Source organism: Pantoea sp. Sc1 (assembly GCF_000255315.1).
Classification (GTDB): Bacteria; Pseudomonadota; Gammaproteobacteria; order Enterobacterales; family Enterobacteriaceae; genus Pantoea; species Pantoea anthophila.
Genome location: NZ_AJFP01000001.1, coordinates 3668241 through 3694963 on the forward strand (window position 1 = coordinate 3668241; position 26723 = coordinate 3694963).

Below are 26723 nucleotides of genomic sequence, written 5' to 3' on the forward strand. Positions count from 1 at the left end.
AGTCACAGGATGAATGCCGTCGTTATCCTCTGTACTGCCCCCGATCAGGCCACGGCGCAACAGCTTGCGACCCTGGCGCTGGAAGCCAGGCTGGCGGCCTGCGTTACCCTGCTGCCCGGCGCGACCTCCTGCTATCTCTGGCAGGGCCGGATTGAGCAGAGCAGTGAAGTGCAGATGCTGCTGAAGTGCGACAGCGATCATCAGCAGGCACTGTGCGATCTGCTCAAAGCCGCGCACCCTTACGACGTGCCCGAACTGCTGGCACTGCCGGTTCAACATGGAGACAGTGAATACTTGTCATGGCTGCACGCATCTCTCGCTTAATAACGCTTCTGCTGACGCTGTTTGTCTGTCTGCAGGCGCACGCTTCCCTCTTTTCCAGTCCGGCGACCGGCCGCTTTGTGCCCGTCGACCAGGCCTTTACGTTTGATTTCGACCAGCAGGGCGCGCAGCTCAACCTGCACTGGAAAGTGAAGTCAGGCTATTACCTCTATCGCCAGCAGATTCACATCACGCCACAGAATGCGACCCTCGCGCCCCTGACGCTGCCTGCCGGAGAGCCGCATGAAGATGAATTTTTCGGCAAGAGTGAGATCTATCCGCAGGATCTGACGCTGCCGGTGACGCTGCAACAGGCAGGCCCCGGTGCCACGCTCAGCGTGACTTATCAGGGCTGTGCGGCTGCCGGCTTCTGCTACCCGCCGGAGACGCGATCCGTGCCACTGAATGCGGTAGCCGCAGACAGCCCGCCAGCGCCCGCCAGCCCTAAGCCTGAGGTTCAGCCCGCCTCCGCCAGCCCGCTGCCCTTTTCGCCACTGTGGGCGTTGCTGATCGGCATCGGCGTCGCCTTTACGCCCTGCGTGCTGCCGATGTACCCGCTGATCGCCGGCATTATCCTGGGCGGCCAGCGCCATTATTCGCTGGGACGCCTGTTTGCCCTGGCGATGGTCTACGTGCAGGGGATGGCGCTGACCTACACGCTGCTGGGCGTGGTGGTCGCCGCAGCCGGTCTGCGTTTCCAGGCCGCCCTGCAGCATCCCTGGGTGCTCATCACGCTCTCGCTGCTGTTTATCGTGCTGGCTCTCTCCATGTTTGGCCTGTTTACGCTGCAACTGCCCGCCAGTCTGCAAACCCGCCTGACCCTGTGGAGTAATCGCCAGCGGGGCGGATCGCTGCCCGGCGTCTTCCTGATGGGAGCGCTGGCGGGATTGATCTGCTCGCCCTGCACTACGGCTCCGCTCAGCGCCATTCTGCTCTACATCGCGCAGAGCGGAAATCTGTGGGCCGGTGCCGGCACGCTGTGGCTCTATGCCGTCGGGATGGGGCTGCCACTGATCGCCGTGACCCTATTTGGTAACCGCCTGCTGCCGAAAAGCGGCCCGTGGATGCAGACCGTCAAGGAGGGCTTCGGGTTTGTCATCCTGGCGCTGCCGGTGTTCCTGCTGGAGCGCATCGTGGGCGAGGCGTGGGGATGGCGGCTCTGGAGTCTGCTTGGCGTGGCGTTCTTTGGCTGGGCGTTCAGCCTCAGCCTGCGTGCCAGCAGCGGAAAGTGGCGCGTCGTGCAGATTGTCATGCTGGCCGCTGCGCTGATCAGTGCGCGACCCTTGCAGGACTGGGCCTTTGGCGACCCGGCCACGCAGCAGGCGGTAACCCCTCTGCCGTTCCAGACCCTTCAGACGCCGCAGCAGCTCGACAGTGCGCTGCAGCAGGCCCGCGGTCGCATCACGATGGTCGATCTCTATGCTGACTGGTGCGTCGCCTGTAAAGAGTTTGAAAAATATACCTTCAGTGACCGCGCCGTGCGCGATAGCCTGCGTCAGGTGCAGCTAATGCAGGCCAACGTCACCGACAACAACGCCCGCGACAACGCGCTGTTACAGCATCTTCAGGTGCTGGGCTTACCCACAATTCTGTTCTTTGATGCGCAGGGCCGCGAAATCCCCGGTTCGCGTATCACCGGGTTTCTGGATGCCGCTGACTTCCACGCGCATTTGCAGAAACTTACCCCGTAAACAACACTGGAGTCAGGTCTTTGCCCGGTAAAACAGCCGGGCCTGCATACCAGAGGAGAGTCACTTGCAGCGTGAACAGATACTCGAGCATGCATTGAATGTGCTTGAACAGAACGGCCTCGCCGCCACCCTCTCATTGGAAAATTTGGCGGGTTCCGGATTACCTTCAGAGCAGCTCCGGCTGTTCTGGCCCGACCGCGACGCCCTGCTCTACGATGCGCTGCGCTATCACGGGCAGCAGATTGAAACCTGGCGTCGCCAGATCCTGCTGGATGGGTCGCTGTCGGCAGATCAGAAGCTGATGGCACGCTATGAAGTCCTGAGTGAACAGGTCAGCAAAGGGCGTTTTCCGGGCTGCCTGTTTATCGCCGCCTGCAGCTTCTACCCGCAGCCCGATCAGCCCATTCACCAGCTGGCCGAGCAGCAGAAACGCGGCTCCTGGCAGTTTACCCATGAGATTCTGGTGGAACAGGGTCTGGATAACCCCAGCATGGTCGCCGACCAGATGGAGCTGATTCTTGAAGGCTGCCTGAGCAAGCTGCTGGTGAAGCGCAACGTGCAGGATGTCGCCACCGCTCAGCGCCTGGCGGAAGATGTTTACAACATCGCGCTGTGCCGCAAAAACGGGGCGCTGGCCTGAGGTTTTACCCCTTTTGACTGAAAAGCAGGCAATCAGTCACGTTTTCCGGGGTTTTTTAGTGAAAGCCGTTGACGGCCTGCGGCCTTTACGGTTTAATGCGCCCCGTTGCCCGAATAGCTCAGTCGGTAGAGCAGGGGATTGAAAATCCCCGTGTCCCTGGTTCGATTCCGGGTTCGGGCACCATATTTAAAGAACCCGCCTCTGGCGGGTTTTTGCTTTTATGCAGTAGCGCAACGGCACGGCCATTAACCGGCACGCATCCAGTCGCAGAGATGACCCAGCATCGCCATGCAGCGTTCAAGCTGCGCCACCGCGACAAATTCATCCGCTTTATGTCCCTGCGCCATACTGCCCGGCCCGCAAATCAGCGTGGCGATCCCCACCTCATTAAATAACCCCCCTTCCGTGCCAAAGGCCACGGTAGAGAAGGCCTCGCTGCCGCTCCAGTCAGCCAGCCAGCGGGCGAAGTCGCTCTGTGGATCGGTTAACAGACCGGGATAGGCTCCCAGCGGCTCAAAAGCAATATCGCTCTCGGGTGCCTTCTCCCGCATAGCGGGCAGCAGCTGATGACGCGCAAAGGCCGCAATATCCTCCAGCACCGCCCCGGCATCGGCCGTGGGCAGCGTGCGCAGCTCAAAATCGAACTGACAATCCTGCGGCACAATATTCAGCGCCGCCCCCCCCTGAATCGTGCCGACCTGCAGCGTGCTGAACGGCGGATCGAACCGCGCATCCTGCGTCTGCTGCAGCGCCGTACCGACGCGGGTGATGTGGTTAATCAGCTTCGCCGCCTGCTCAATAGCGTTGACGCCGGATGGCGCATAGGCAGAATGGCAGGCGTGGCCTCGCACCTGACAGCGCATCGCCACCTTCCCCTTATGACCATAAACCGGCTGCATATTCGTCGGTTCGCCGATAATGCAGAGCGCCGGTCTCTCCGGCGACGCCCGCAGGTGCGCCACCAGCGAACGCACGCCCAGGCAGCCCACCTCTTCGTCATAGGAAAACGCCAGATGGAGCGGCATACGCAGCGGCTGCGCCAGGAAGCGATCCAGCGAAGCAAGCACGCAGGCGATGAACCCTTTCATGTCGGCGCTGCCGCGGCCATAGCAGCGTCCGTCGCGCTCCGTCAGTGCAAAGGGGGGAATCGTCCAGCGCTGACCCTCGACCGGCACCACGTCGGTGTGCCCCGACAGCAGCACGCCGCCGTCGCCCGCCGGTCCCAGTCGTGCATACAGGTTAGCTTTCGTTCCGCTCTCGTTATAAAAAAGCTCAGCAGTAATGCCGCGCTGTGCCAGGGCGTCACGGATAAAAGCGATCAGCGCCAGGTTCGATTCGCGGCTGGTGGTATCGAAGGCGAGCAGGGCCGAGAGCGTCTCGCGCAGCGCACTATTCATCGCCTGGCACGCCGTAGGCCGGAGCCTCGCGCGGGTCGAGGGCGCGCGTCACGTAGGCCTCCATCTGCGGTTCGTAGGCGAGCCACAGGCGTGACAGTTCGCCGACCGGATCCTCATCGGCCCAGTCCACCCGCAGATCCACCAGTGGCCAGGTGTAGTCATCCACCACCTTCACGGCGGCAGAGTGTACCGGCCCCGCCTCGCCGCCTCGCGCAATCCCCGCCTGCAGCGCGGCGATCAGCCGGCTGGTCAGCTCACCGGAGGAGGCGTGAAAGGCCGCAATCATCGCGTCGATCACCGCGCCGTCGGCCAGCATATTGCCCGCCGCCACGCAGTTTTCTCCCTGCGCGACCTTCCAGACGCCCAGGGTTTCGCTGCCGCTGAAGTGGGCCACCTCACCGCCGGAATCGATTACCGTGACCTGACGATAGTCACTGAAGCGATCCTCCGCCAGGGCCAGCCTCAGCGCCTCCTGCGCTGAAGCACCCGCTTCCAGCTGCGCCAGAATCTGCTGTCCCAGTGCGGGCAGCGTAATATTCTGGCTGGAGACCGCCCCCGTCCCCGCCTGCAGCCAGGGGCAGCGTGCCCCGACCGCAATGCTGGAGGAGCTGATGGCAACGCCCAGCTGCCCGCTCTCTTCGCAACGCGCACTTATTGAAAGGGTCATTGCGCCTCCTGGCCGTGCCAGTTATCCGGGATCACCGCAATCACGTCGATCTCCATCAGCCACTGCGGCTGCGCCAGCGCCGAAACCACCAGCCCGGTCGAGATCGGGAAAACGCCCTTCAGCCATTTACCGACTTCCAGATAGACCGGCTCGCGGAAGCGCGGATCGGTGATATAGGTGGTGGTTTTCACAATATGCGACAGGTCGCTGCCCGCCTCTTCCAGCAGCTGCTTCACGTTCTTCATCGCCTGTGCCGCCTGCACGCCAGGCTCCCCCAGCCCGACCAGATTACCGTCGAAGTCGGTGCCGACCTGGCCGCGCACATAAACGGTGTTGCCTGCACGCACGGCCTGACAGAGATCGTTGTCGAGCGCCTGGTTGGGATAGGTCTCTTTGGTGTTGAACATGCGGATACGGGTATGGGTTGGCATCATTGCTCTCCTGCTCGGTTTATAAGGACGACGCGGTCGGGTAGTGCTGGTACTGGCGCTGAATCGCAATCTGGTCAGCGATATATTTTGCGTCGTGCCACACGCCCCAGATAAAGGTAGAGCCGCGGCGGGAGAGCCAGGGCAGGCCGAGAAAGTAGACGCCCGGCTCGGTGGATACGCCACGATGGTGCTGCGGTTTCCCTTTCTCATCGAAAGCGTCGACCGCCAGCCAGCTGTAATCCGCCACATAGCCGGTCGCCCAGATGAGGCTGGTCACGCCCGCGCGGGCAAGGTCGAGTTCGCTGAGCGGATGAGTCACACAGTGGGGATCGGGCATAAAGTGACGCGCCTCCGGCTCTTCCGGCAGATCGAGTCCGTTGCGGGCAATCCAGGCATCCGCCGCATCCAGCAGCGCCAGATAGCTGGCGTCGCCGCGCGCGATGTTCTGCGCAAGGTCGGGCTGAAAGCGCACCGTGTCGCCGTCGAACGCCTGCGTCATGCCCACCAGATTCACTCCCTGGTGCGCCAGGGCGCGGAAATCCACCGTATGGCCGCCGCGCGCCCCGCTTACCGCGATAGTGACGTGCTCTTTGCCCGGCTGGCTGGCCGCCGCATCCCACATGCCCAGTACACCGAGCCACCAGCAGAAGTCGCGCTGACGATAGGCGCGCGGCGGACGATCGTGCGGACCCACGGAGAGATAGACGGTTTTTCCGGCGCGCTGCAGCTCATCGGCGATCTGCACGCCGGAAGAGCCCGCCCCGATGACCAGCACGCCCCCCTCCGGCAGCTGCTGCGGATTGCGATAGTCCGCCGAGTGAAGCTGTGTCAGACGGTCGCTCTCCGGCGCGACTGGCGGAATGACCGGCTTCTGAAAGGGACCGGTGGCCGCGACGATGCGCTGCGCTTCAATGACGCCCTCCGAGGTGCGCACGGTAAAGCCTGCGCGCCCGCTGTTGCGTGCCACGTGCAGCACCTCGACGCCGGTGCGGATCGGCGCGTGAAACTTCTCTGCATAGGCGACGAAGTAGTCCGCCACCTTCTCTTTGGCGACGAAGCTGTCGGGTTCGCATCCCGGAAAGGCCATACCGGGAAAACGATCGTGCCAGGCGGGACCGTTGGCCACCAGCGAATCCCAGCGTCCGCTGCGCCAGGCCTCGGCGATGCGGTTTTTCTCCAGCACCAGATGCGGAACGTCGAGGCGGCTCAGGTGTTCGCTCATGGCGACACCCGCCTGCCCGGCGCCAATCACCAGGGTATCAATTTCTGTTTTCATCTCTGTCATTTCCGCGTCCTTCAACCAGCCGCCGGCTGATATATTCACCATAGGAGAGGTTTCCAAGACTATTTGAGCCGACAGAGCGGGTAAAATATTATAAAGCTAACACCTGCATAGGAATTTATTAGGCTGCGCGTCAGGCGCATTATTAACGCGCCGCAACCGGAAAAAGTTCGGCGCGACGACAATACTCCATAAATAATTGCGCCGGTCGGGTTGGCTCATTATTTTGCAGGTAAGCCATAATGAGCGTCGAGTCCGCCATCTCATCTTCTATCTCAAGATGAATTAATTGCTGCCCGTCATAGGTCATATCAGAACAGGGGCGCGTCACCAGCACGGAAAAACCTAATCCCTGACCCACCATGCAGCGCACCATCTCAATCGACGGCGAGCTGTAGGCGACGTCGGGATGGTAGCCCTTCTCTTTAAAGATGCGGATAAAGTAATTTTTGCTCGGAATTGCATCCAGCAGGATCATCGGCTCGCGACTCAGCTGCTGCAGCGTCACCGTCGCCTGACTCGCCAGCGAATGCGCGGCGGGCAGCAGCGCATAGGGGCGATGCGGCGCGTTCAGCGGCTCTTTTTTGATGGAGTGGTCAAGATCGAGATCGTAGAGAAACGCCAGATCGAAACGGCCGCGGTGCAGCCCATGCATCAGCTCATGCTGCTCGCCGTCATAGAGTTCAATGGTGATATCGGGATAGATTTTTTTAAACCCGGCAATGAGTCTGGGCAGATAGAGCGGCGCGGCCGACTCAAAGCAGCCGACGGCGATGGTGCCGGAAACCAGTTGATGCTCGGCGCGCGAGTTCTGTTCAAACTCATAGGAGAGGCGCAGCAGATCGCGCGCCTTCTCGTAGAAACGGCGACCGCCCGGCGTCAGAGAGACGCCCTGAGCGTGGTGGCGGATAAACAGCTGCTGGTCAAAGGTATCTTCGAGGTTTTTAATGGCAATGGAGATAGAGGGCTGCGCGATATGCAGCTGGCGTGACGCTTCGGCGATGCTCTCGGTTTCGACCACCGTGACGAAGTACTTAAGCTGTTTCAGCGTGAATCGCATCATAAATTATCTCTGTTAGCGCGCTCGGCTGGCGCACTTTCTGGCAGGTTCTCTTCTGCTGCAAGGGTCATGCCACTCCTGCGCCCCGTAAACGGGCAGCGCCCCCGGACGCGACGCGGATCGCTTCATTCGCTTTGTGACTGATATTTCATGGCCGGAAGCGGTTTTATTTTGTCACCCATACGCCTTAATTTTTTATTGCCTCATTTTGGCTCAGGGCTGCTCTTTTTCAGAGCAGACAGAGGAGACAATTGAATTTCCCGTATGGAAAAGATTCCCTGTTTAAATTAATCAGCGCCATGTATGTTTCGCGCCCTCTTTTTTTACTGGATAGTTTTTTTAAAGTCTGAAGGCAGCAATTTACTAATTGCCTCAAATTAGCCGCAGCCGCCATAGTGTCAATCAATCGACAGCGGCGAATTTTTATTTCTGAAATTCGCGTTATTTAAGCGAGTGACATGCCTCATGACTTTTAACTGGAACTATATGTTCAGCCTGTTCAGCGACGCCGAATTCTGGCTGGCGAGCTGGACCGTCATAAAACTGAGTTTACTCACCTGGGGCATCAGTATCGTCGTGGGATTTGTGCTCGCGCTGGCAAAGCAGTCGAACCGCCTGCTGTTCAGCCTGCCGGCTCGCGGCTATATCTGGCTGTTCCGCAGTCTGCCGCTGCTGGTGCTGCTGATTTTTGTCTACAACCTGCCGCAGGCCGCACCGGGCACCTCCGCCCTGCTCAGCGATCCCTTCTGGGCGGGCCTGATCGCCATGGTGCTCAGCGAAAGTGCCTACATCGCTGAAATTCATCGCGGCGGGCTGCTCTCCATTCCAAAAGGCCAGAGTGAGGCCGCCCGTGCCCTGGGGCTGCGCTTCGCCGGTATCCAGTGGCGCATCATCATTCCGCAGGCGGTGCGCGTCGCCCTACCCGCGCTGGCAAACGAATATATCGCCATCGTGAAGCTCAGCTCGCTGGTGTCGGTGATCTCCCTGACCGAGATCCTGATGGTCGGCCAGCGCCTCTATTCGCAGAACTTCCTGGTCATGGAAACCATGGCGGCGGTCGCCTGCTACTACGTGCTGATTGTGACGGTGTTCGATTTTCTGCTGAAACAGCTGGAGCGCTATCTCGACGTTACCCAGCGCCGCCCGGCTGGCAAGGTGGATGACGCGCTCTATGCCCTGGCGCAGCGTCGCGCAGCCACCCCGCTCGCCCGTCCGGTGGCGCAGAGCAGCGGCCCGGCGCTGCAGGCGTCACGGCTGCATAAAGCCTATAACAACGTTGAGGTGCTGGGGGCGGTCAGCCTGCAAATCCAGCCGGGTGAAGTGGTGTCGGTCATCGGACCGTCCGGCTCCGGCAAAACCACGCTGATCCGCCTGCTGAACGGGCTGGAGCAGATCGATAATGGCGAAATCCGCATTAACGGCCAGCCCTTTATCCATCTCAGCCAGCAGGGCGAGCAGAAGCCGCGCTTCATTGAGCATGCCGAGCACCGCCTCAGCATCGGCATGGTGTTCCAGAGCTTTAACCTGTTCCCGCATCTCAGCGTCCTCGACAACCTGATGCTGGCGCCGCGCTATCACCGGCTGGCCTCGCGTGATGAACTCAAACAGCACGCCTGCGAACTGCTGCATAAAGTAGGCATGCTGGATCACGCATGGAAATATCCGCACCAGCTCTCCGGCGGCCAGCAGCAGCGCGTGGCTATCGCCCGCGCCCTGATGATGCGCCCGCAGATCATGCTGTTTGATGAGCCGACCTCCGCGCTCGATCCGGAAAAGGTCAATGAGGTGTTGCAGGTGATCGAAACCCTGGCGCACGAAGGCATCACCATGGTGATCGTGACCCACGAGATGAACTTCGCCTTTAAGGTCTCTGACCGCATCGTATTTATGGAAAAAGGGCGTGTGGTCTGTGATGACGCGCCTCAGGCAATGCGCAGCGGAGAGCATCCGCGCGTGGAAGCCTTTCTGAAGGATGTTTCTCTGGCTTAACCCATTTATCCGCACGAGGGGAAAATCATGATCGAGCAGTGGCAGGTAGAGCAGTATCACCAGCAGGGTTTTCTGGTGGTGGAGAATGTCCTCAGCGCCGACGACATCGCCGCGCTGCAGCAGGACTTTGATGGCTGGGTGGAAGAGAGCCGCACTCACCAGGCGGCCTGGGGCGAGACGCTGGATGGCCGCGCGCGTTTCGATCTGGAAGAGGATCATCGCGCCGACCATCCGTCGCTGCGCCGCGTCAGCTCGCCAACGGAGATTTCCGCCGCCTATCGCCACGCCGCGCTTCAGTCGCGTATGGCGCAGATCGCCGGTCAGCTCACCGGCAGTCAGGGCGCGCGCTTTCACCACAGCAAGATCAACTCCAAGCTGCCGCACACCGCGACCAAAGTGGAGTGGCATCAGGATTTTCTCTTTACGCCGCACAGCAACGACGACATCGTCACCGCGCTGCTGATGGTGAGTGAAGTGACGCCGGAAAACGGCCCGCTGAACGTGGTGCCGGGCAGCCACAAAGGCCCGCTCTACTCTCACTGGCAAAACGGCCGTTTCACCGGCGCGGTCGATAAAAGCGTGGTCGGGGCGGCGTGTTCGCAGCCTGCGGCCTGTTTCGGCCCGCCCGGTACGGTCTGCTTTATGCACACCCGCCTGCTGCACGCCTCCAGCCCGAACGAGACCGAGCTGCCGCGCACGCTGTTTATCGCCGTCTACGCGGCGGAAGATGCGCTGCCCTTTGGCGAAAACCCGCTGCCAAGCCGGGATGCCGGCACTCTGGTTGCAGGCGAAGAGAGCGGCATGGTGCGCAGTACCGTTAATGAGTTCCGTCTGCCGCAGAAACCGAGCGGCGCATCCTTTTTTGTCCAGCAGGCCGGAACCGATCCTGCCCGCGCGTAACCGCCACCACGGAGGCTTTATGAAATCTGTTGCCCTGACTTTTTTAGCCGCCAGCATCGCGCTGGGGTCGTTTAGCGCGTCGGCATTCCAGCAGCCAGGAAAAATTATCGCTGGCTCTGACATGACCTTCTTCCCTTATGAGTACATTGAGAACAATAAACCGGCGGGCTTCGACATCGAGTTTCTCGACGGGCTGGCAAAAGTGATGGGCCGACAGGCGGTTAACCTCGACACCCGCTTCCCCAACCTGATTACCGGTCTGCAGGGTAACCGTTTCGATATCACCAACTCCTCGATGTACATCACCGCCGAGCGTCTGAAGGTGATCGATATGATCCCCTATCTCAAGAGCGGTGAGGCGATCCTGTCGCTGAAAGGGGCCGCCTACCAGCCGAAAACGCCGGAAGAATTTTGTGGTCACAAAATTGGCTCAATGGGTGCCACCTCCTGGCTGCAGCAGCTGCACAAGCTCTCAGCCGACTACTGCGTAAAAAATGGCAAGCCGCCGATCGCCATCAGCGAATACACCACCGATCCGCAGACCACCCAGGCGATGCTTTCGCACGCGGTTGAAGCGCAGATCACCGATGCCGCCGTCGCGCGTGGCGTGGTGCAGAAGCTGGGCAACCGCGTGCAGATCTCGTCGGAAACGCTGATCTACCCGGTGCTTAACGGTTTCGGCGTGAAGAAAGGCAATGATGAGGTGAAGCAGGCGCTGATCGACGGGCTGGAGAAGTACAGCAAAACCCCGGAGTACGCCGCTCTGCTGAAGAAATATAACTTTGAGGCACCCAGCGCAGAGGATATTAAAACCCTGATGCCGACGCCGTAATCCCGATGCGGGCGTCAGCGAACCGACGCCCGCCTTCCTTTCTTACCCCCCATCAGGAGAGATTTATGGCGCTCTCATTTGAAGAACAGACCCGCATCGATCTTGCTGCGACCTTTCGCATTATTGCGCATCTCGGCATGCACGAGGCGGTCGCAAACCACTTCAGCGCGGCGGTCTCTGCGGATGGCCGGCAGTTTCTGCTTAACCCGAAGTGGAAGCACTTTTCCCGCATCCGCGCCAGCGATCTGCTGCTGCTTAACGCCGATGACCCCGCCTGCGCGCAGCGCGACGACGTGGACGCCACCGCCTGGTCGATTCACGGTCAGATCCATCAGCGGCTGCCGGAGGCGCGCGTGGTGCTGCATCTCCACCCGATTTACACCACCAGCGTCGCCTGCCTGGCTGAGCCACATATCCCGCCGGTCGACCAGAACACCGCCCGCTACTTTAACCGTGTGGCGATCGACACCCTGTACGGCGGCATGGCGGACACGGCCGAGGAAGGCGCACGGCTGGCGGGTCTGCTGGCGGGCAAGAGTCGTCTGCTGATGGGCAACCACGGCGTGATGGTCACGTCGGCACACATCGGCGAAGCCTTTGACGATATCTGGACGCTGGAGCGCGCCTGTCAGATCCTCGTGACCGCCTGGTCTACCGGCCAGCCGCTGAAGATCCTCAGCGACGCGGTGGCGGAGAAGACGGCGCGTGCCTGGGAAGGGATACCCGACTTTTCACGCCAGCATTTCGAGGAGATGAAAGCGCTGATGGTCGCCGCCGACCCCTCGCTGCTCGACTAGCCTGTCAGCCGCTCACGCGCACGGCACCCAGACCGCGCCCGCCTCTGCCGATTTCACGCACTGCGCGACCCAGCGCACGCCGGTTAATCCGGCATGCACATCGGGATACCAGAAATCCTGCAGGAAAGCGGTGTCGCGGCGATCGGTGGCGTCCATCGCCAGCGCGAAGCGGCGATAGAGATTTGACCAGGCCTCAAACAGCCCCTCCGGATGCCCGCCGCCGATGCGATCCTCTTCCAGCGCGCGCGGGGTGAGATAGCCCATGCCACGCTCCAGAATCCGCACCGGCTCGCCCTGCACTTCATAGCGCAGCTGGTTGGGCTGCTCATCCCACCACTCCAGGCTGGCTTTCGCGCCAACGACGCGAATCTTCTGCCCGTGCATGGAACCGGCATTGACCGCCGATGCCCAGAGCGTGCCGACCGCGCCGTTGTCATACTCCATCATCACAAAAGCGTTATCCTCCAGCGGCGCGCGCGAGGCAACAAAGCTCTGGCGCGCACAGAGCAGCCGCGTCATCTTCAGCTGCGGCAGCATGGTTTCGGCGATAAACAGCGGATGCGTGGCCAGATCGCCTAATACATAGCTCGGCCCGACAAAACGCGGGTCTACCCGCCAGCGGGTACTTTCACTCTGCAGCTCCACCGCCTCATTATGGAAACCGTGAGCAAACTGCATGTTCACAATGCGAATCTCGCCCAGCGCCCCTGCCGCGATCATCTCTCTGGCCTGATGGATGAGCTGATGTCCGGCGTAGCCGTAGGTGACGCCAACAATCTTCTGCTTCTCCCGGCTGAGCTGCTCCAGCTCATCGGCCTCGTCGACCGTAAAACAGAGCGGCTTCTCACACACCACATGCAGTCCGGCATTCAGCGCTGCCCGACAGATGGCAAAGTGGGTGTTGTTTGGCGTGGCGATGGACACCGCTTCAATCCCCTCTTCCCGCGCAGCCTCGCCGGCGAAGAGGCTGGCGTAATCGGGATAGCAGCGATCGGGCGCCACGCCCAGTGCCTGACCAAACTCGCGTCCGCGCCCGGCATCAATATCAAAGGCGCCCGCCAGCAGCGTGAAGTTACCGTCACGCTGTGCCGCCGAACGGTGGATGTAGCCGATCTGGCTGGTGCCGCCGCCGCCGATCATCCCCCAGCGCAGTGAGCGATTAGCCGCTTTTTTTCCGTTAATCATGCTGTTGCCCTCAGAATCCTGTTGATCGGAGATAGTCCAGGCTGGCTTTCACATCGCGCAGGCTGGTGTCGGCATGGCGCGGGTCACGCTCCTGTTCAATGGTGATCCAGCCGCGGTAATGGCGTTCCGTCAGCAGCGCATGCACGGCCGGATAGTCGATTGCGCCCTGGCCCAGCGGGCACATGACGCCCTCCGCGCAGGCGGTGAAGAAGTCGACTCCGCGCGTGATGGCGTCCTGCCAGACCCGCAGATTCACATCTTTAAAATGGAGATAGTCGATGCGCGTCCAGTACTTTTGCAGCGCCGCCACCGGGTCCATCCCGGCGTAACAGAGGTGGCCGGTATCCAGGCACAGCCCCGCGACCTGATGCGGAATATCCCTGACCAGCTGCGCCAGCTCGTCGGCGAATTCGATGCAGCCACCCGCGTGCGGATGGATCACCGGCCGCACGCCATACTCCCGCCAGGCAATGTCGCTCAGAATGGTGATGTGCTGCATCATGCGCTGCCACGCATCCGCGGAGAGCCGGGGGGCCTTCTCTGACTGACCGGCATATTTCGCCCGTTCCGGATTGCCGAAGTCGATAATCACCAGATAGGGCGCGCTGGCTCCCGGGGTTTTCGCTGCTGTCGGGACACGGGCGAGCGTGCGGCAGAGGTTGTGGGTCAGCGTCACCAGCGTGGGGAAATGGGCCTCACTGACCAGATCGTCAAAGATCGTGCCCGCCACCAGCGAAAGCTGATGCGCATTGAGCTGCCGGGTCAGCTCAGCCGGATCGGTGGGCAGGTAGCCCCACGGCCCCAGTTCGATGGCCGGATAGCCCGCCTGCGCGGCCTCGGTCAGGACTTTCTGCCAGGGTGGCAGCCAGGGATTGGCGGGATCGTCCACGCCCCAGCTACAGGGCGCATTAGCAATGTGAAAGGTCATCGTGTCTGCCTCTGCAGTAAGAACTGCCGGCAGTATCAAACAAACGTTTCATCTCAGACAACGATGAAATTTTCATTTTTTGATAGAGATCGCTTTTAAAAATTGCATTAAATGATAGCTTTCTATCATTAAAAAGCTAACACCTTCTTTCTACAGGTTTTCACGCATCACAATCTCAAAGGGCACGGTAATCTGCGCAAAGTGATCCCGCGGCTCCATCCGCCCGTTCAGACAGGCCGAGACCACCGCTTCGGCCATCGCCTCAATACGGTGACGCAGCATCAGCGTGATGGTGCCGTCAATCAGCGCCAGCTCGTCGCCAGGCAGCGGGCCGTGGCACACCAGGTCGATCTGCGTGCGTCCGCTCTCCCGCAGCGCCTGCACCACGCCCTCAATGCCACCGCAGGGGGCATAAATCATGACCAGGTCATCATGACTCTCCAGCAGCGCCCGGGTGGCCTGGTAGCCCCCCTCTGCTGTCTCGTGTGTTTTCAGCGGCTCCAGCACGCGCTGGCTGATGCCCGACTCCCGCAGGGAGGAGCGAAAACTGATTTCGCTGCTCTCCTGACAGGTAAAGCGATGGTCGCCGATCAGCACGCCGACGCACCCAGGCCGGCGCAGCAGGTGGCGGGCCATCCAGGCGGCAGTGCGCCCCGCCTTCTGGCTGTCGATGCCGATAAAGCCTGCATGTTCACAGGCGGAGAAGTCGGAGAACAGGGCGTAAACCCGCACGCCGAGCCGCGAAACATCCTGAATCGCGTGACGAATCAGCGGATGATCCAGCGCCACCAGCGCGATCACGTCGCAGCACTGCGCCAGCTGCCGCACTGAACGGGCAACCGCCTCCACGTCATGAATATCATGCCAGCAGAAGACCGGTTCACTGCCTGCAGGCTGCTGCTGTTCCGCCTGCTGTTTCAGCGCTTCGCCCAGCTGCTGATAGAGCGAATAGCGCGCGGGCAGCAGGATAAAGCCAAAGCGTAACGCCTGCGCGGCGGGCGACGCGATATGCTGGCTGTGGGCCTGTGTCAGCTGATAGCCCAGAGATCTGGCGGCCGCCATCACCTTCTGCTCTGTGGCGCTGCGCACCGGTGCGCGACGGTTCAGCACCCGATCCACCGTGGCTACCCCCACGCCCGCCGCCTGGGCAACGGCGTTCATCGTCACTTTTGGCATCCTGTTTCTCCCTCTTCTCACTCTGTTGTGGTGACTGACGATAACACTCTATCCCGGCTCGCCCTTTTTCTCTCATTTATTTGATAGAAAACCTCACGCAAAGTTGATCGCTTTCGCAAAAATGAAACATCCGTTTCTTTCTGCGTTCTCTTTAAAACAGTCATTTGCTAAAACCGGTGAAAGGCTTGTGCGAAAGCGGCGCGCAGACAGGCGTCCTCTTCACTCAGGAACCGTTCCTTCAACCTTGCCGGAGCAGAGAGATGAAAATCGCTTTTGATGTGGATGTGATTAAAGAGCTGGGCATCACCCGTATGGTTCATCAGGTTGCCGACTGGGGATATCAATATATCGAACAGTCACCGCATCCGCAGATCAACCCGTTTTATAAACATCCCAAAGCCAGCCGCGAAATCATCACCGAATATAAAAATGCGCTGCGTGCGACCGGCCTGGCGATCTCCTCGTTTATCGTCGTCTATCGCTGGTCCGGCCCGGATGAGCTGCGTCGTCAGGCGGCGGTGAAGAACTGGAAGCGGATGATTGAGATCGCGGTTGAGATGGGGGTACCGGTGATCAATACCGAACTCTCCGGCACGCCAAACGAGCCGGAAATCTGCGAAGAGATGTTCTATCGCTCGATGGAGGAGCTGCTGCCGATCCTCGAACGTGAAGGGATACGCGTCGAAATTCAGGCGCATCCGTGGGATTTCTGCGAAGAGAATAACGAAACCGTGGATATCGTGAAGTCGTTCCGCAGCGATAACGTGAAGTATATCTACAGTGCGCCGCACACCTTCTTCTATGACAAAGGCAAAGGCGATGTGAAACCGATGCTGGAGTACGCCGGAGACGATCTCTCCCATATGCTGATTGCCGACACCATGAACCACACCCGCCACTGCCGCTACATCGTCAATCCGCCAGGCGTCGACGCCACTATTCATCAGCACGTCGGCGTTGGTGAAGGTGAGGTCGATTTCGACACTCTCTTCCAGACCCTGCGCGACACCGGCTTTGCCACACGCCGTTACAAAGTTGGCGGAGAGCCGATCATCGCGGCCTCGCTGTTTGGCTACCCGGAAAAGATGTCAGTTCAGGCCATTGAAACCCGCGAACGGATTGAGCGCGAACTGCTCTGATCCCCGCAGCCATGCAGCCCGGCAGTGATCCTCCGGGGCGATGCCCGCCCCGCTTTTCCTTTTTTCATCTTCCCGATCGCCCAGACATCAGCGGATTGCCGCGCGCCCTCACGCAGCCAGCAGAGTTAAACCGCCTTTTCAGCACCTGCTACACTCCAGACAAACATCACACCACGAGGCGAACGTTTATTATGTCGGAAAATGCATATCAGCCTGCAACAGTCTGGAACTGGGATCCTGAAGCCAAAGGCAACGGCGCGAAAACCAATCGTCCGTTCGCGGGTCCTACCCATGAAAAAGCGCTGCCGGTCGGTAAACACCCTTTACAGCTCTACTCACTCGGCACGCCGAACGGTCAGAAAGTGACAATTCTGCTGGAAGAGCTGCTGGCGCTGAATGTTAACGACGCAGAATATGATGCCTGGTTGATCCGTATTGGCGACGGGGATCAGTTCTCCAGCGGGTTTGTGGACGTGAATCCGAACTCAAAAATCCCGGCGCTGAGCGATCACTCCGTCACCCCGCCGCTGCGGGTGTTCGAGTCGGGCAATATCCTGCTTTATCTGGCGGAAAAGTATGGCTACTTCCTGCCAAAAGATATCGCCGGCCGCACTGAAACCCTGAACTGGCTCTTCTGGCTGCAGGGCTCTGCGCCTTACCTCGGTGGCGGTTTTGGTCATTTCTATCACTATGCGCCGGAAAAAATTGAGTACGCCATCAACCGCTTCACGCTGGAAGCGAAGCGTCAGCTCGACGTGCTGGATCGCCAGCTGGCAGATCATCGCTATCTGGCCGGTGAGGATTACACCATCGCTGACATCGCCACCTGGCCGTGGTACGGCAACATGGTGCTGAATGACCAGTATGGCGCGGCGGAATTCCTGGATGTGCAGTCCTATAAAAATGTGGTGCGCTGGGCGAAAGAGATCGCGCAGCGTCCCGCCGTTATTCGTGGCCGCAAGGTCAATCGTGTCATGGGCGACCCGGCCGATCAGCTGCATGAGCGTCATGATGCTGCTGACTTCGATACCCAGACCCAGGATAAAAAAGCGTAAGGAGCTAACCTGTGAGTGCATACGTCGTATTTATTCGTGATAACACCCTGAACCAGGACGAAATGAACACCTATTCTGAGAAAGCGGGCCAGGCACGCGGCGATCATCCGATCAATCCGCTCGCCTTTTATGGCGCGCTGGAAACGCTGGAAGGTCCGGAAGCGGAAGGCGTGGTGATTCTGGAATTCCCGACCCGCGAAGCGGCGCACGCCTGGTATGACAGCCCGGAATATCAGGCTGCCAAAGCGCACCGTCTGAAAGGGGCGAACTATCGCGTGGTGCTGGTGCAGGGCATCGATAAATAACACGCAGGGCGGCAGCGATGCCGCCTTTTTTACGCCTCCACCTTCTGCAGCGTCTGCTGCAGAAACGCCACGAACGCCGTCACGCGTGCCGGAAGCTGACGCTGCGCCTGCCAGACCGCAAAAATGTCGCCATCGGGTGCCTGCCATTCAGGCAACACCGGCAGCAGATCCCCCGCCGCGAGGCTGTGCTGCGCATCCCACCAGGAACGCAGCAGAATGCCATGCCCATCCATCGCCAGCCGCATCGCCACTTCGCCATCGTTGGTCATCAGACTGCCGCGCACCTTCTGGCTGATGCTCTGCTCACCGCGGGTCAGTCGCCACAGGGTAAAATCGCTGTCGTGCTGACGCAGTAAAATGCAGTTGTGTTCCGCCAGCTCGCTGACCGTCGCAGGCAGGCCGTGCCGGGCAGCATAAGCGGGTGAACAGCAGAGAATACGCGGATTGGTTCGCAGCTTACGCGCCACCAGCCGCGAGTCGGGCGGCTCACCGACGCGAATATCGATATCGATGTGCGCATCGAGAAAATTCAGCGGCTGGCTGCTGAGGTGCAGAGACAGCGCAAGCTGCGGATGCAGCGCGGCAAAGGCGGAGACGCACGGCGCGATATGGCGACGGCCAAACCCGAATGAAGCGTTAATATTCAGCGAGCCGCGCAGCTGAGCGGTTTCACCGCTGACCGCCTCTTCCAGCGCCACCAGCTGATCGAGCAGCGGGCGGGCACCAGCCAGATAACGGTGGCCTTCCGGCGTCAGCTCCAGCCGTCGCGTGGTGCGGCGCAGCAGCTGCACGCCCAGACGCTGCTCCAGCTGGCTCAGGCGTTTGCTGACGGCTGCCAGCGACAGGCCCAGCTCACGCGCCGCTGCGGTCAGGCTCTCCAGCCCGGCCAGACGAACAAAGAAGGCCAGGTCATCGGTGGAGGTGCGGGATTCTCTACTTTTATTCAACACTGGTTTGCGTTTCAGACTCATTATTTCCCCGGAAGCGACAGTTATACTGCGGTCACAATTCGAACATCAACCGGAAAGGTGCCCTGTGACTGAGAAAATCCATCGTATTGCCGTGATCCCCGGCGACGGTATCGGTAAAGAAGTGATGCCGGAAGGCGTCCGCGTGATGAATGCCGCCGCCGAAAAATTTAACATTCCGCTGCGCTGGGAGTGGTTTGATTACGCCAGCGCTGAGTACTGGCAGCAGCACGGCAAAATGCTGCCTGACGACTGGTTCCCGCAGCTGAAAACCTTCGATGCCATCTACTTTGGCGCCGTCGGCTGGCCGGAGGTGGTGCCTGACCACGTCTCCCTGTGGGGGTCGCTGTTACAGTTCCGCCGCGAGTTCGACCAGTACGTCAACCTGCGTCCGGTGCGCCTGATGCCCGGCGTCAAAGCGCCGCTGGCCAATCGCCAGCCGGGCGATATCGACTTCTATGTGGTGCGCGAAAACACCGAGGGCGAGTACTCCAGCGTGGGGGGCACCATGTTCCCCGGCACCGATCGGGAAGTGGTGATTCAGGAGACGGTGATGACGCGCACCGGCGTCGATCGCATTCTGAAGTTTGCCTATCAGCTGGCGCAGAGCCGGCCGAAGAAACATCTGACCTCGGCCACCAAATCCAACGGCATCGCCATCACCATGCCTTACTGGGACAGCCGCGTCGACGCGATGTCCGGCCAGTTCCCGGAGGTTCGCGTCGATAAGTATCACATCGATATTCTCACCGCCAACTTCGTGCTGCATCCGGACTGGTTCGATGTGGTCGTCGCCAGTAACCTGTTTGGCGATATCCTCTCTGACCTTGGCCCGGCCTGTACCGGCACCATCGGCATTGCCCCCTCCGCCAACATCAACCCGGAGGGTCTCTTTCCCAGCCTGTTTGAGCCGGTTCACGGCTCCGCGCCCGACATCGCCGGTAAAGGCATTGCCAATCCCATCGGCCAGATCTGGTGTGGTGCGATGATGCTGGAGCATCTCGGCTACAAGGCGGCAGGCGAAGCGGTTCTGGACGCCATTGAACGCACGCTGGCGGCGGGTGAGCACCTGACGCGTGACCTCGGTGGCTGCGCCAGTACAGAAGAGCTGGGGGCGGCCATCGCCGCCGCACTGTAAGTGAATCACGCTGCCGCCCGCCCCCGGCGGCGGCCCTCTCACCACCGCGCCACTTATTCCGGTAGCCGGACGACCATCGCCGGATGCCACCCTGCGGGTAAGGGATCCGGCCGCACGATGTTCAGGTTATGCAGGTGCAGGTTCTCTACGCCGCGCGCAAACAGCCCTGGCAGCCCGCCGGGATAGGGCTCAACCCCAAATGCTTCACCGGATGCCGGGTCAACCCGGTAGGCATTATCCAGGCCCATGCCGGTCGGGGCGTCCGGGTTGCAGGGCGGCCGTATGTCGTAGTGACCCTGGGGCAATGACGCCACCGCCTGCTGCATCTGAAGCTGGCTGATAACCACATCGCGTATCCAGCCCGGTTCTGCCGCATGCAGGTTAATCGCCCCCTCGGCCACGCCGGTTATGGTACTGAACTGCACCTGCTCCACGACGCCGGGTGTGATGGCGGGATCGCGGCGGCGTACCGAAATATGCAGCGGATCGGCTTTGCCCCAGTGACAGGGCGGCGCGTGGTGACAGGCAAACGTCAGATTGCTGAACAGCAGACGCCGCATGGCACCGCCGTCGCGCGACAGAATGCCAATCCCCCGGTTCGAATCAAAAATGGTGCAGCCGGTTACCGTGACATCTTCCACATCGTCCCAGGTTTCGGTGCCAATCTTCAGGGCGCAGCTGTAGCTGCGCAGCAGGCAGTTGGTGATCATAATCTGCCGCGCCGGCCGCCGCAGTGCGGCGGGTTTATGGGTGGTTTTGATACAGATGGCATCGTCGGCGGCGCTGAAATAGCTGTTGCTGACAAACACCGCTTCGCAGCTGTCGATATCCAGCGCATCGGTGTTGGGCATCGTCATGGCGTTGTCGATGGTGAGATGATCGATATGCACATGGCGGCAGCTCACCAGATGGACCGTCCACATCGGTGCCTGCACCAGCGTAAAGCCGGTCAGCGTCACCTGCTCACAATCTTCAAACACAATCAGGCGTGGCCGGTCAGCGTGCGGCAGGCGATAGCCCTGCGCATCCCGCTCAGCGGCAAACCAGGCGTCACCCTCACCATCAATGCGGCCGGTGCCGCTGAGGGTGATATTGCGCTGGCCCAGCGCATAGAGCAGCACGTTGTGGGATTTCTCCGCGCAGCTCAGCGCCTGCACCGTCTGATAGTCAGCCAGCTGCTGGCTGGCGATCAGCACCGCACCCGCGTCGAGATGCAGCTCAATGTCTGAGGGCAGATTCAGGCAGCCGCTGCGATAGCGTCCGGCAGGCAGTGTCAGACGGCCGCCGCCCGCCGCCGCAATCTGGTCAAGGGCGCGCTGCAGCACCGCGGTGTCCGGGGTTTCGCCGTCGGCGGCAGGATGAAAATCAGCAAGGGAAAGGTGCATGGTGCGTCTCCCGCAGGTTTGAGGAGGAAAAATTGCAGCACGAAACGGCGCAGCAAACCTTTGTCTGGTCGCCAGTTCGCCGTTTCGTGCGGGCTGTCACAGATTACTTCACCGCCCCTTCCGTCACGCCGCTGATAAATTTGCGCTGGAAAATCAGGAACACCAGGATCAGCGGCATGATCACAATCATCGCCCCCGCCATCAGCACCGGAATGTCGATGGTATTTTTATTCTGGAAAAACATCATGCCAATCGGCAGCGTCCGCAGCTCATCTTTGTTCACCAGAATCAGCGGGATCAGGAACTCATTCCAGGTCCAGATAAACAGCAGCAGCCCCAGCGTGGAGAGGGTTGGCCAGATAGCGGGTACCAGAATGCCCCACAGGATTTTGACCCGCGACGCGCCATCCATCACCGCCGCCTCCACCAGCTCTTTCGGCACCTGCTGAAAGGCGCTGGCGATCATCAGCGTGGTAAAGGGCAGCGACAGGGCAATCTGCGGCAGGATCAGCGCCAGATAGGTGTTGGTCAGCCCCATCCAGCGCAGCTCGTGATAGAGCGGAATGATAAAGGCCTCACTCGGCAGCACCATCCCCAGCGCCAGCATCGCGGCTATCACCTTTTTGCCGGGGATCTTCAGCCAGGCAAAGCCAAATCCGGCCAGAATACCCAGCAGCACGCTGAACAGCACCACCGGGATCACCACCAGCACAGAGTTAAGGAAGTAGACGCTGAAGTGTCCCTGCTGCCACGCGGTCAGGTAATTTTTAAAATTAAGCGAGGCGGGCAGCGTAAAAACGCCCTGAAACAGCTCCATCTGGGTTTTAAATGAGGTCATCAGCGCCATCAGAAACGGCAGAATCGTCATCAGCGCCACGATCCAGATCAGCGCGCGTGAAATGACCGGCGTGCTTCGCATCAGTAACGCTCCCTTAAGGCCAGATGGATCAGGTAGTTAATCCCCAGAACAATGATCATGCTGAACACCGCCACTGACGAGGCATAGCCAAAGTAGTGCAGATCAAAGCCCTGTTTATACATAAAGATGTTGGTGACCATGGTGGAGGTGCCCGGCCCGCCCTGGGTCATGACATAGACCAGGTCGAAGGCTTTGAGGCTGGCGATCACCGTCAGCAGCAGGGCAATCCGCAGCTCGGGTCGCAGACCCGGCAGCGTGATGCGCATAAACTTCTGACGGCGCGACGACCCATCCAGGTCGGCCGCCTCCAGCAGGGAGGGGTCCATACGCTGCAGGCCCGCCATAAACAGCACCAGACAGAAGCCGAAGAAGTACCAGGTGGCGACCAGACCGACCGCGGGCAGCGCCCAGGTAAAATCGCCCAGCCACGACAGGGCGAGCTGCGGCAGGCCGACGGCGCGCAGTATCTGGTCGATCGGGCCAAACGCCGGGTTATAGAGCCAGCGCCACACGACCCCCAGCACGGCCATCGGCATGATGTAGGGCAGGAAAAAGAGAATGCGCAAGACGCTGCGTTCCTTGTTGTTGCGCGTCTCATAGAGAAAACTGCACAGCAGCAGGCCAACGCCGATAGGCAACAGGGTATAGAACAGCATCAGGATGGCGTTATTGCCCAGCGCAATCCAGAACACCGGATCGCTGAACATCCGCATATAGTTACTGATGCCGCTGAACACCGGCAGTGAGGTGCCGTCCCATTCGGTAAAACTGATGCCCAGCGAGGCCAGCAGCGGAAAGAGCAGAAATACCGCATAGACCAGCACCGCAGGCAGCACATAGAGAAAATTACGCCAGCCGCTTAAATTCAACATAACCCTACTCGTGACTCAGAACAGTGCTCAGGCCCGGCGCTTCGCCGGGCCTCCGGCTTAGTGTTTCAGGGTTTTCAGGTAACGCTGATAGTTGTTATCAAAGTTGACCACCATCTGATCGGCGGTCTGACGGCCCGCCAGCAGCAGCTGGACATTCTGATTCAGCTCGGCATTCATGGTCGGGGTCGCCCAGTCTACGTAATGACCTAAACCGTCATACTCATTGAGCGTCAGCCAGACCTGATACGCCTCGGCCAGCAGCGGATTGTCCGCCGGCATGGTGGCCGCTTTGTTGGTGCTGGCGGGCAGGAAACCGACCTTCAGCCAGCGGTTCGCCATGGCATCAGAGACCATATAGTTGATGAACTTCGCCGCCCCCTCCTGCTGATCTTTGCCTTTGGCGGTGCTGGTGATGGAGAACGCCAGATCGGTGCCCCCCACCATCAGCGGCTGCTTCACACCTTCACCGGCAGGCATCGCCGCGAAGTGGATATCTTTGTTGTCTTTGAACTGGCCGAGGTACCAGGTGCCACTGACCAGAAACGCCGCCTGGCCGTTCTGGAACAGGGTGGCGGCATCGTCATGGCCAATGCCCTGGAAGCCGGGGAAGAAGTAGCCTTTGTCGGTCCAGCTCTTCATCATGGTGGCGGCGTTGACCAGCTTGCTGTCCCTGAAGGTGCCGCCCACATCGTAAATCAGGTTATCCAGCGTCTTGCGGTCACGGCTCTCGATCTGGGCCTGCCACAGGGTGCTGAGCAGCTGCTGGCCCATGTTGCCATCCAGCAGCCCCAGCATCATCGGCGCGGTGCCCTGCGATTTGAGTTTCGCCATGGCGCTTTCCAGCTCTGCCAGCGTTTTCGGCACCGGAATGCCCGCTTTATCCAGCAGCGCTTTGTTGTAATAGAGTCCGACCATCTCCCCCAGGCTGGCAATGCCGTAGAGTTTGCCGCTGCCAAATTCACCGCTGTCTGACCAGCGGTTACGTTTCAGAATCGAGTCCGGAAAACGGGTCGTCCAGCCATAGCTGGCTGCGTAGCTGTCGAGCGGCAGCAGCAGCTTATCTTTAACCAGCGAGCCCATATCCCCGCCGCCCTGGTTGACCTGCGCAATCTGCGGGCCGTCACCGGCGGTCAGCGCCAGCTTAAGCGGGATGCGGGTATCTTCAAAGGAGTGCACCGAGCGGTTGATAACAATGCCGGGATTCTGCTGAGAGAACTCCTTGATCCCCTCATCCACCGCGGCCGTCTGCTGCGGATAGTTGTAGATATCCCACTCATTGAGGGTCACGGCGGCGTGGGCGGCCTGCGAGACGCTGCCTGCCAGCAGGCCCGCTGCCAGCAGCCGACCCACATTGCGAATTCGGAACGAACGAACGGAGGAAACAGACATTATGCTCACCTTCTTCAGACCAGAATCGGCATCCCTGCATCTCACCGCCTGCCATCCTGCAGGCTGAAGCCGCACACAAACGCACTGATTCATACTTACTTTAATAAAAAATAAAGTCAAACAACCTGCCGCGGGAATTGCAACGCTGTGAGCGCGCGCAAATAAACAGCAATCCGGCGTGAATATCAGCACATCACGCTGGTCTGACGCCTGTTAACCGCGGCGGCAGCGTGCCCCGCGCGCTTTTCACAGCAGGAGATCGCCAGGCTATAATGACAAAATAACACCCTGATAAACCATACGAAAATCCTATCACGCTCACACTTTTCTCTTTTTACCGGCGCTGAATCTGCCGCCAGCCGCCGCCCTGCGGGCGTGCTGGCGATCACAGTTGTGCATCATGACGCCGTGAAAGATTGCTTAACCGTCAGCGTTAGTGCGATAAGGGAATTATTCTATCTTGAAAACTAAGTCCACTTTCATTAACGTAACTTTATCCTGTGGATCTGTTTACTCCCTGACCGTTTCACTCACTCATGAGACTTCACCATGGCGAATCAAGGTGTCATTCGTCCGGCCACGCCGGCGGACTTCCCGGCGCTCTACCGTATCTGCCTGGAAACAGCGGATGCCGGTGGCGATGCCCGCGCGCTCTACTCCGATCCCGACTATCCCGGCCAGCGCTTTGCCGTGCCCTACGCGCGGTTTGCGCCTGACTTCGCCTTTGTGCTGGAGCGTGACGGTGAGGTGCAGGGTTACGTTGTGGCCGTGCCTGACACCCGCGCGTTTGAGGCCCAGCTCGACGCCGAATGGTGGCCGCAGCTTCAGGATAAATATCGCGACCGCAGCGCCAGCGCCCCGCTCGATAGTAAAGTGCTCGACGCCATCCGCCAGCCCGACCAGGCCGCGGAGACGCTGGTGACCCGCTGGCCCGCGCATCTGCATATCAACCTGCTGCCTGCCGCCCAGAAAGGGGGCTGGGGTCGCCGGATGATTGAGCATGAGCTGGCGGCGCTGCGGGCCGCCGGGGTCAGCGGTGTCCATCTTGGCGTCAGCCTGCAGAACGAGCAGGTGTGCGCCTTCTATACGCGTATGGGGTTCACCCCTATCCTGCGCAGTAATGCCATCTACATGGGCCAGTTACTCTGAGTGAGGTAGCCGATGACCAGCCTGCGCTTGCAGAATGTGAAGAAGTCGTATGAGCACGTCAATGTCATTCATGGCATCGATCTGACGATCAACAGCGGCGAATTTGTGGTGTTTGTCGGCCCTTCCGGCTGCGGCAAATCGACGCTGTTACGGATGATCGCCGGGCTGGAGGAGATCAGCAGCGGTCAGCTGCTGATTGAGGGGCAGGATATGACGCAGCAGCCCGCCACCGAGCGCGGCATCGCGATGGTATTTCAGTCCTATGCGCTCTACCCCAACATGACGGTGCGCGGTAATCTGGCCTATCCGCTGGAGGTCATGAAAAAGCCCAAAGCGGAGATTAACCAGGCTATTGCGCAGACGGCAGCTCGGCTGCACCTGACGGAACTGCTCGACCGCCTGCCGCGTGCGCTTTCTGGCGGACAGCGGCAGCGCGTGGCGATTGGCCGCGCCATCATTCGTCATCCGCGTATTTTCCTGTTCGATGAACCGCTCTCCAACCTGGATGCCGAACTGCGTCTGCAGATGCGGATCGAGATCGCCCGCCTGCACGCCTCACTTGGTAACACCATGATTTATGTCACCCACGATCAGCTGGAGGCGATGACCCTGGCTGACCGCATCGTGGTGCTGCGTCAGGGCAGGATTGAGCAGGTCGGCGCGCCGCTGACGCTCTATCACGACCCGGATAATCTGTTTGTCGCCGGGTTTATCGGATCGCCGAAGATGAACTTTCTGCGCGCCGAGATCAGCGCGACGGGCGAAGGTGAAGTGCAGCTGCGGGTGCCGGAGCTGAAGATTGAGGGGCTGGTCATGCCCCTTGCGGCTGCCTGCCGCGAGGGCCAGACCGTCACGCTGGGCATCCGTCCCGAGCATTTTCAGCCTGCCGCGCAGACGCCGGACGCCCTGCGTTTTCACGGCGAGCTGGCCTATGGCGAGATGCTGGGTCACACTAACTATCTCTACCTGGATATCGGACGTGAACAGATGCTGGTGGTGGAAGAGCGTGAGGCCACCCCGCGCGATCTCGGTGCGCAGGTGGAACTGGGCATCTCTGCCGCGCACTGCCTGCTGTTTGATGAGCAGGGTCTGCGCCTGCGCTAGGAGA

The 26723-nt window shown here is 60.2% G+C and carries 26 protein-coding genes and 1 tRNA gene; 14 read left to right on the forward strand and 13 right to left on the reverse strand.

The annotated features are described in order from the left end of the window. Positions 1-9: 9 nt before the first annotated feature. The 4 genes from cutA (at position 10) to S7A_RS17035 (ending at position 2835) form a co-directional block, all read left to right on the forward strand. The gene (cutA, locus tag S7A_RS17020) at positions 10-324 is read left to right on the forward strand and encodes a divalent cation tolerance protein CutA (RefSeq protein WP_009092506.1); all 315 of its coding nucleotides are present in this window, start codon (positions 10-12) and stop codon (positions 322-324) included. Further along, positions 300-2012 (forward strand): protein-disulfide reductase DsbD, encoded by a 1713-nt coding sequence (locus S7A_RS17025; protein ID WP_009092507.1) that lies wholly within the window; start codon positions 300-302, stop codon positions 2010-2012. Before cutA ends, S7A_RS17025 begins: the two co-directional genes overlap by 25 nt. A 64-nt stretch (positions 2013-2076) precedes the next feature. Next, positions 2077-2652 (forward strand): transcriptional regulator, encoded by a 576-nt coding sequence (locus tag S7A_RS17030; protein WP_009092508.1) that lies wholly within the window; start codon positions 2077-2079, stop codon positions 2650-2652. 107 nt (positions 2653-2759) lie between these two features. Then, positions 2760-2835: transfer RNA gene (locus tag S7A_RS17035), tRNA-Phe, on the forward strand. Between the two features lie 62 nt (positions 2836-2897). Here the strand turns inward: S7A_RS17035 and argE are convergent. The 5 genes from argE to S7A_RS17060 form a co-directional block, all read right to left on the reverse strand. Further along, entirely contained in the window at positions 2898-4049 is a 1152-nt protein-coding gene (argE, locus tag S7A_RS17040; protein ID WP_009092509.1) for an acetylornithine deacetylase, read from the reverse strand. Beyond that, positions 4042-4716 carry a DUF1028 domain-containing protein gene (locus tag S7A_RS17045; RefSeq protein ID WP_009092510.1) on the reverse strand — a complete coding sequence of 225 codons (675 nt, stop codon included), beginning with the start codon at positions 4714-4716 and terminating at the stop codon, positions 4042-4044. The genes argE and S7A_RS17045 overlap by 8 nt, the downstream gene beginning before the upstream one ends. Continuing rightward, positions 4713-5147 (reverse strand): RidA family protein, encoded by a 435-nt coding sequence (locus tag S7A_RS17050; RefSeq protein ID WP_009092511.1) that lies wholly within the window; start codon positions 5145-5147, stop codon positions 4713-4715. The genes S7A_RS17045 and S7A_RS17050 overlap by 4 nt, the downstream gene beginning before the upstream one ends. A gap of 19 nt (positions 5148-5166) precedes the next feature. Next, a complete protein-coding gene (locus S7A_RS17055; protein ID WP_009092512.1) occupies positions 5167-6432 on the reverse strand; it encodes an NAD(P)/FAD-dependent oxidoreductase in 1266 nt (421 codons plus the stop codon). Positions 6433-6574: 142 nt separating this feature from the next. Next, on the reverse strand, positions 6575-7492 hold the full coding sequence (locus S7A_RS17060; protein WP_009092513.1) for a LysR substrate-binding domain-containing protein: 918 nt from the start codon (positions 7490-7492) through the stop codon (positions 6575-6577). 462 nt (positions 7493-7954) lie between these two features. Here S7A_RS17060 and S7A_RS17065 point away from each other — a divergent pair, with 462 nt between their 5' ends. The 4 genes from S7A_RS17065 to S7A_RS17080 all read left to right on the forward strand — a co-directional run bounded on the left by S7A_RS17065 (position 7955) and on the right by S7A_RS17080 (position 12007). Next, positions 7955-9478 (forward strand): amino acid ABC transporter permease/ATP-binding protein, encoded by a 1524-nt coding sequence (locus S7A_RS17065; RefSeq protein WP_009092515.1) that lies wholly within the window; start codon positions 7955-7957, stop codon positions 9476-9478. Between the two features lie 27 nt (positions 9479-9505). Then, positions 9506-10378 carry a phytanoyl-CoA dioxygenase family protein gene (locus tag S7A_RS17070; RefSeq protein ID WP_009092516.1) on the forward strand — a complete coding sequence of 291 codons (873 nt, stop codon included), beginning with the start codon at positions 9506-9508 and terminating at the stop codon, positions 10376-10378. A gap of 19 nt (positions 10379-10397) precedes the next feature. Next, the gene (locus S7A_RS17075; RefSeq protein ID WP_009092518.1) at positions 10398-11210 is read left to right on the forward strand and encodes a transporter substrate-binding domain-containing protein; all 813 of its coding nucleotides are present in this window, start codon (positions 10398-10400) and stop codon (positions 11208-11210) included. Between the two features lie 65 nt (positions 11211-11275). After that, positions 11276-12007: a class II aldolase and adducin N-terminal domain-containing protein gene (locus S7A_RS17080; RefSeq protein ID WP_009092519.1), complete on the forward strand. Its 732-nt coding sequence runs from the start codon at positions 11276-11278 to the stop codon at positions 12005-12007. Positions 12008-12019: 12 nt separating this feature from the next. On the opposite strand, the gene S7A_RS17085 is transcribed toward S7A_RS17080, so the two are convergent. From S7A_RS17085 to S7A_RS17095, 3 genes are all read right to left on the reverse strand, one after another. Continuing rightward, positions 12020-13192: a Gfo/Idh/MocA family protein gene (locus S7A_RS17085; protein WP_009092520.1), complete on the reverse strand. Its 1173-nt coding sequence runs from the start codon at positions 13190-13192 to the stop codon at positions 12020-12022. A 10-nt stretch (positions 13193-13202) separates the two neighbouring features. Further along, the gene (locus tag S7A_RS17090; RefSeq protein WP_009092521.1) at positions 13203-14120 is read right to left on the reverse strand and encodes a TIM barrel protein; all 918 of its coding nucleotides are present in this window, start codon (positions 14118-14120) and stop codon (positions 13203-13205) included. Between the two features lie 150 nt (positions 14121-14270). Continuing rightward, positions 14271-15296, reverse strand: coding sequence for a LacI family DNA-binding transcriptional regulator (locus S7A_RS17095; protein WP_009092522.1), 1026 nt, complete (start codon positions 15294-15296; stop codon positions 14271-14273). A 260-nt stretch (positions 15297-15556) separates the two neighbouring features. Between S7A_RS17095 and S7A_RS17100 the strand changes: the two genes are divergently transcribed. The 3 genes from S7A_RS17100 (at position 15557) to S7A_RS17110 (ending at position 17795) form a co-directional block, all read left to right on the forward strand. After that, on the forward strand, positions 15557-16435 hold the full coding sequence (locus S7A_RS17100) for a sugar phosphate isomerase/epimerase family protein (protein ID WP_009092524.1): 879 nt from the start codon (positions 15557-15559) through the stop codon (positions 16433-16435). A 191-nt stretch (positions 16436-16626) separates the two neighbouring features. After that, on the forward strand, positions 16627-17490 hold the full coding sequence (yghU, locus tag S7A_RS17105) for a glutathione-dependent disulfide-bond oxidoreductase (protein ID WP_009092525.1): 864 nt from the start codon (positions 16627-16629) through the stop codon (positions 17488-17490). Positions 17491-17501: 11 nt separating this feature from the next. Next, entirely contained in the window at positions 17502-17795 is a 294-nt protein-coding gene (locus tag S7A_RS17110; RefSeq protein WP_009092527.1) for a DUF1330 domain-containing protein, read from the forward strand. A gap of 29 nt (positions 17796-17824) precedes the next feature. On the opposite strand, the gene S7A_RS17115 is transcribed toward S7A_RS17110, so the two are convergent. Then, positions 17825-18766, reverse strand: a complete 942-nt coding sequence (locus S7A_RS17115) for a LysR family transcriptional regulator (protein WP_009092528.1) — start codon at positions 18764-18766, stop codon at positions 17825-17827. 64 nt (positions 18767-18830) lie between these two features. Between S7A_RS17115 and S7A_RS17120 the strand changes: the two genes are divergently transcribed. Then, a complete protein-coding gene (locus S7A_RS17120) occupies positions 18831-19901 on the forward strand; it encodes a tartrate dehydrogenase (RefSeq protein ID WP_009092530.1) in 1071 nt (356 codons plus the stop codon). Between the two features lie 53 nt (positions 19902-19954). Here S7A_RS17120 and S7A_RS17125 read toward each other — a convergent pair whose 3' ends face one another. The 4 genes from S7A_RS17125 to S7A_RS17140 form a co-directional block, all read right to left on the reverse strand. Then, entirely contained in the window at positions 19955-21286 is a 1332-nt protein-coding gene (locus tag S7A_RS17125; RefSeq protein ID WP_009092532.1) for a glycoside hydrolase family 28 protein, read from the reverse strand. 103 nt (positions 21287-21389) lie between these two features. Continuing rightward, positions 21390-22205: a carbohydrate ABC transporter permease gene (locus S7A_RS17130; RefSeq protein ID WP_009092533.1), complete on the reverse strand. Its 816-nt coding sequence runs from the start codon at positions 22203-22205 to the stop codon at positions 21390-21392. Beyond that, positions 22205-23077, reverse strand: coding sequence for a carbohydrate ABC transporter permease (locus S7A_RS17135; protein WP_009092534.1), 873 nt, complete (start codon positions 23075-23077; stop codon positions 22205-22207). The genes S7A_RS17130 and S7A_RS17135 overlap by 1 nt, the downstream gene beginning before the upstream one ends. Positions 23078-23134: 57 nt before the next feature. After that, positions 23135-24466, reverse strand: coding sequence for an extracellular solute-binding protein (locus tag S7A_RS17140; protein ID WP_009092535.1), 1332 nt, complete (start codon positions 24464-24466; stop codon positions 23135-23137). A gap of 549 nt (positions 24467-25015) precedes the next feature. On the opposite strand from S7A_RS17140, the gene S7A_RS17145 reads away from it, so the two are divergent. Beyond that, entirely contained in the window at positions 25016-25615 is a 600-nt protein-coding gene (locus S7A_RS17145) for a GNAT family N-acetyltransferase (protein WP_009092536.1), read from the forward strand. 12 nt (positions 25616-25627) lie between these two features. Further along, positions 25628-26719 (forward strand): ABC transporter ATP-binding protein, encoded by a 1092-nt coding sequence (locus S7A_RS17150; RefSeq protein ID WP_009092537.1) that lies wholly within the window; start codon positions 25628-25630, stop codon positions 26717-26719. Positions 26720-26723 lie beyond the last annotated feature (4 nt).

Bases quoted from the DNA above. Each gene is read 5' to 3' on its own strand.
- cutA (WP_009092506.1), top strand. From the start codon at position 10: ATGAATGCCGTCGTTATCCTCTGTACTGCCCCCGATCAGGCCACGGCG.
- S7A_RS17025 (WP_009092507.1), top strand. From the start codon at position 300: ATGGCTGCACGCATCTCTCGCTTAATAACGCTTCTGCTGACGCTGTTT.
- argE (WP_009092509.1), bottom strand. From the start codon at position 4,049: ATGAATAGTGCGCTGCGCGAGACGCTCTCGGCCCTGCTCGCCTTCGAT.
- S7A_RS17045 (WP_009092510.1), bottom strand. From the start codon at position 4,716: ATGACCCTTTCAATAAGTGCGCGTTGCGAAGAGAGCGGGCAGCTGGGC.
- S7A_RS17050 (WP_009092511.1), bottom strand. From the start codon at position 5,147: ATGCCAACCCATACCCGTATCCGCATGTTCAACACCAAAGAGACCTAT.
- S7A_RS17055 (WP_009092512.1), bottom strand. From the start codon at position 6,432: ATGACAGAGATGAAAACAGAAATTGATACCCTGGTGATTGGCGCCGGG.
- S7A_RS17060 (WP_009092513.1), bottom strand. From the start codon at position 7,492: ATGATGCGATTCACGCTGAAACAGCTTAAGTACTTCGTCACGGTGGTC.
- S7A_RS17065 (WP_009092515.1), top strand. From the start codon at position 7,955: ATGACTTTTAACTGGAACTATATGTTCAGCCTGTTCAGCGACGCCGAA.
- S7A_RS17070 (WP_009092516.1), top strand. From the start codon at position 9,506: ATGATCGAGCAGTGGCAGGTAGAGCAGTATCACCAGCAGGGTTTTCTG.
- S7A_RS17075 (WP_009092518.1), top strand. From the start codon at position 10,398: ATGAAATCTGTTGCCCTGACTTTTTTAGCCGCCAGCATCGCGCTGGGG.
- S7A_RS17080 (WP_009092519.1), top strand. From the start codon at position 11,276: ATGGCGCTCTCATTTGAAGAACAGACCCGCATCGATCTTGCTGCGACC.
- S7A_RS17085 (WP_009092520.1), bottom strand. From the start codon at position 13,192: ATGATTAACGGAAAAAAAGCGGCTAATCGCTCACTGCGCTGGGGGATG.
- S7A_RS17090 (WP_009092521.1), bottom strand. From the start codon at position 14,120: ATGACCTTTCACATTGCTAATGCGCCCTGTAGCTGGGGCGTGGACGAT.
- S7A_RS17095 (WP_009092522.1), bottom strand. From the start codon at position 15,296: ATGCCAAAAGTGACGATGAACGCCGTTGCCCAGGCGGCGGGCGTGGGG.
- S7A_RS17100 (WP_009092524.1), top strand. From the start codon at position 15,557: ATGAAAATCGCTTTTGATGTGGATGTGATTAAAGAGCTGGGCATCACC.
- yghU (WP_009092525.1), top strand. From the start codon at position 16,627: ATGTCGGAAAATGCATATCAGCCTGCAACAGTCTGGAACTGGGATCCT.
- S7A_RS17115 (WP_009092528.1), bottom strand. From the start codon at position 18,766: ATGAGTCTGAAACGCAAACCAGTGTTGAATAAAAGTAGAGAATCCCGC.
- S7A_RS17125 (WP_009092532.1), bottom strand. From the start codon at position 21,286: ATGCACCTTTCCCTTGCTGATTTTCATCCTGCCGCCGACGGCGAAACC.
- S7A_RS17130 (WP_009092533.1), bottom strand. From the start codon at position 22,205: ATGCGAAGCACGCCGGTCATTTCACGCGCGCTGATCTGGATCGTGGCG.
- S7A_RS17135 (WP_009092534.1), bottom strand. From the start codon at position 23,077: ATGTTGAATTTAAGCGGCTGGCGTAATTTTCTCTATGTGCTGCCTGCG.
- S7A_RS17140 (WP_009092535.1), bottom strand. From the start codon at position 24,466: ATGTCTGTTTCCTCCGTTCGTTCGTTCCGAATTCGCAATGTGGGTCGG.
- S7A_RS17145 (WP_009092536.1), top strand. From the start codon at position 25,016: ATGGCGAATCAAGGTGTCATTCGTCCGGCCACGCCGGCGGACTTCCCG.
- S7A_RS17150 (WP_009092537.1), top strand. From the start codon at position 25,628: ATGACCAGCCTGCGCTTGCAGAATGTGAAGAAGTCGTATGAGCACGTC.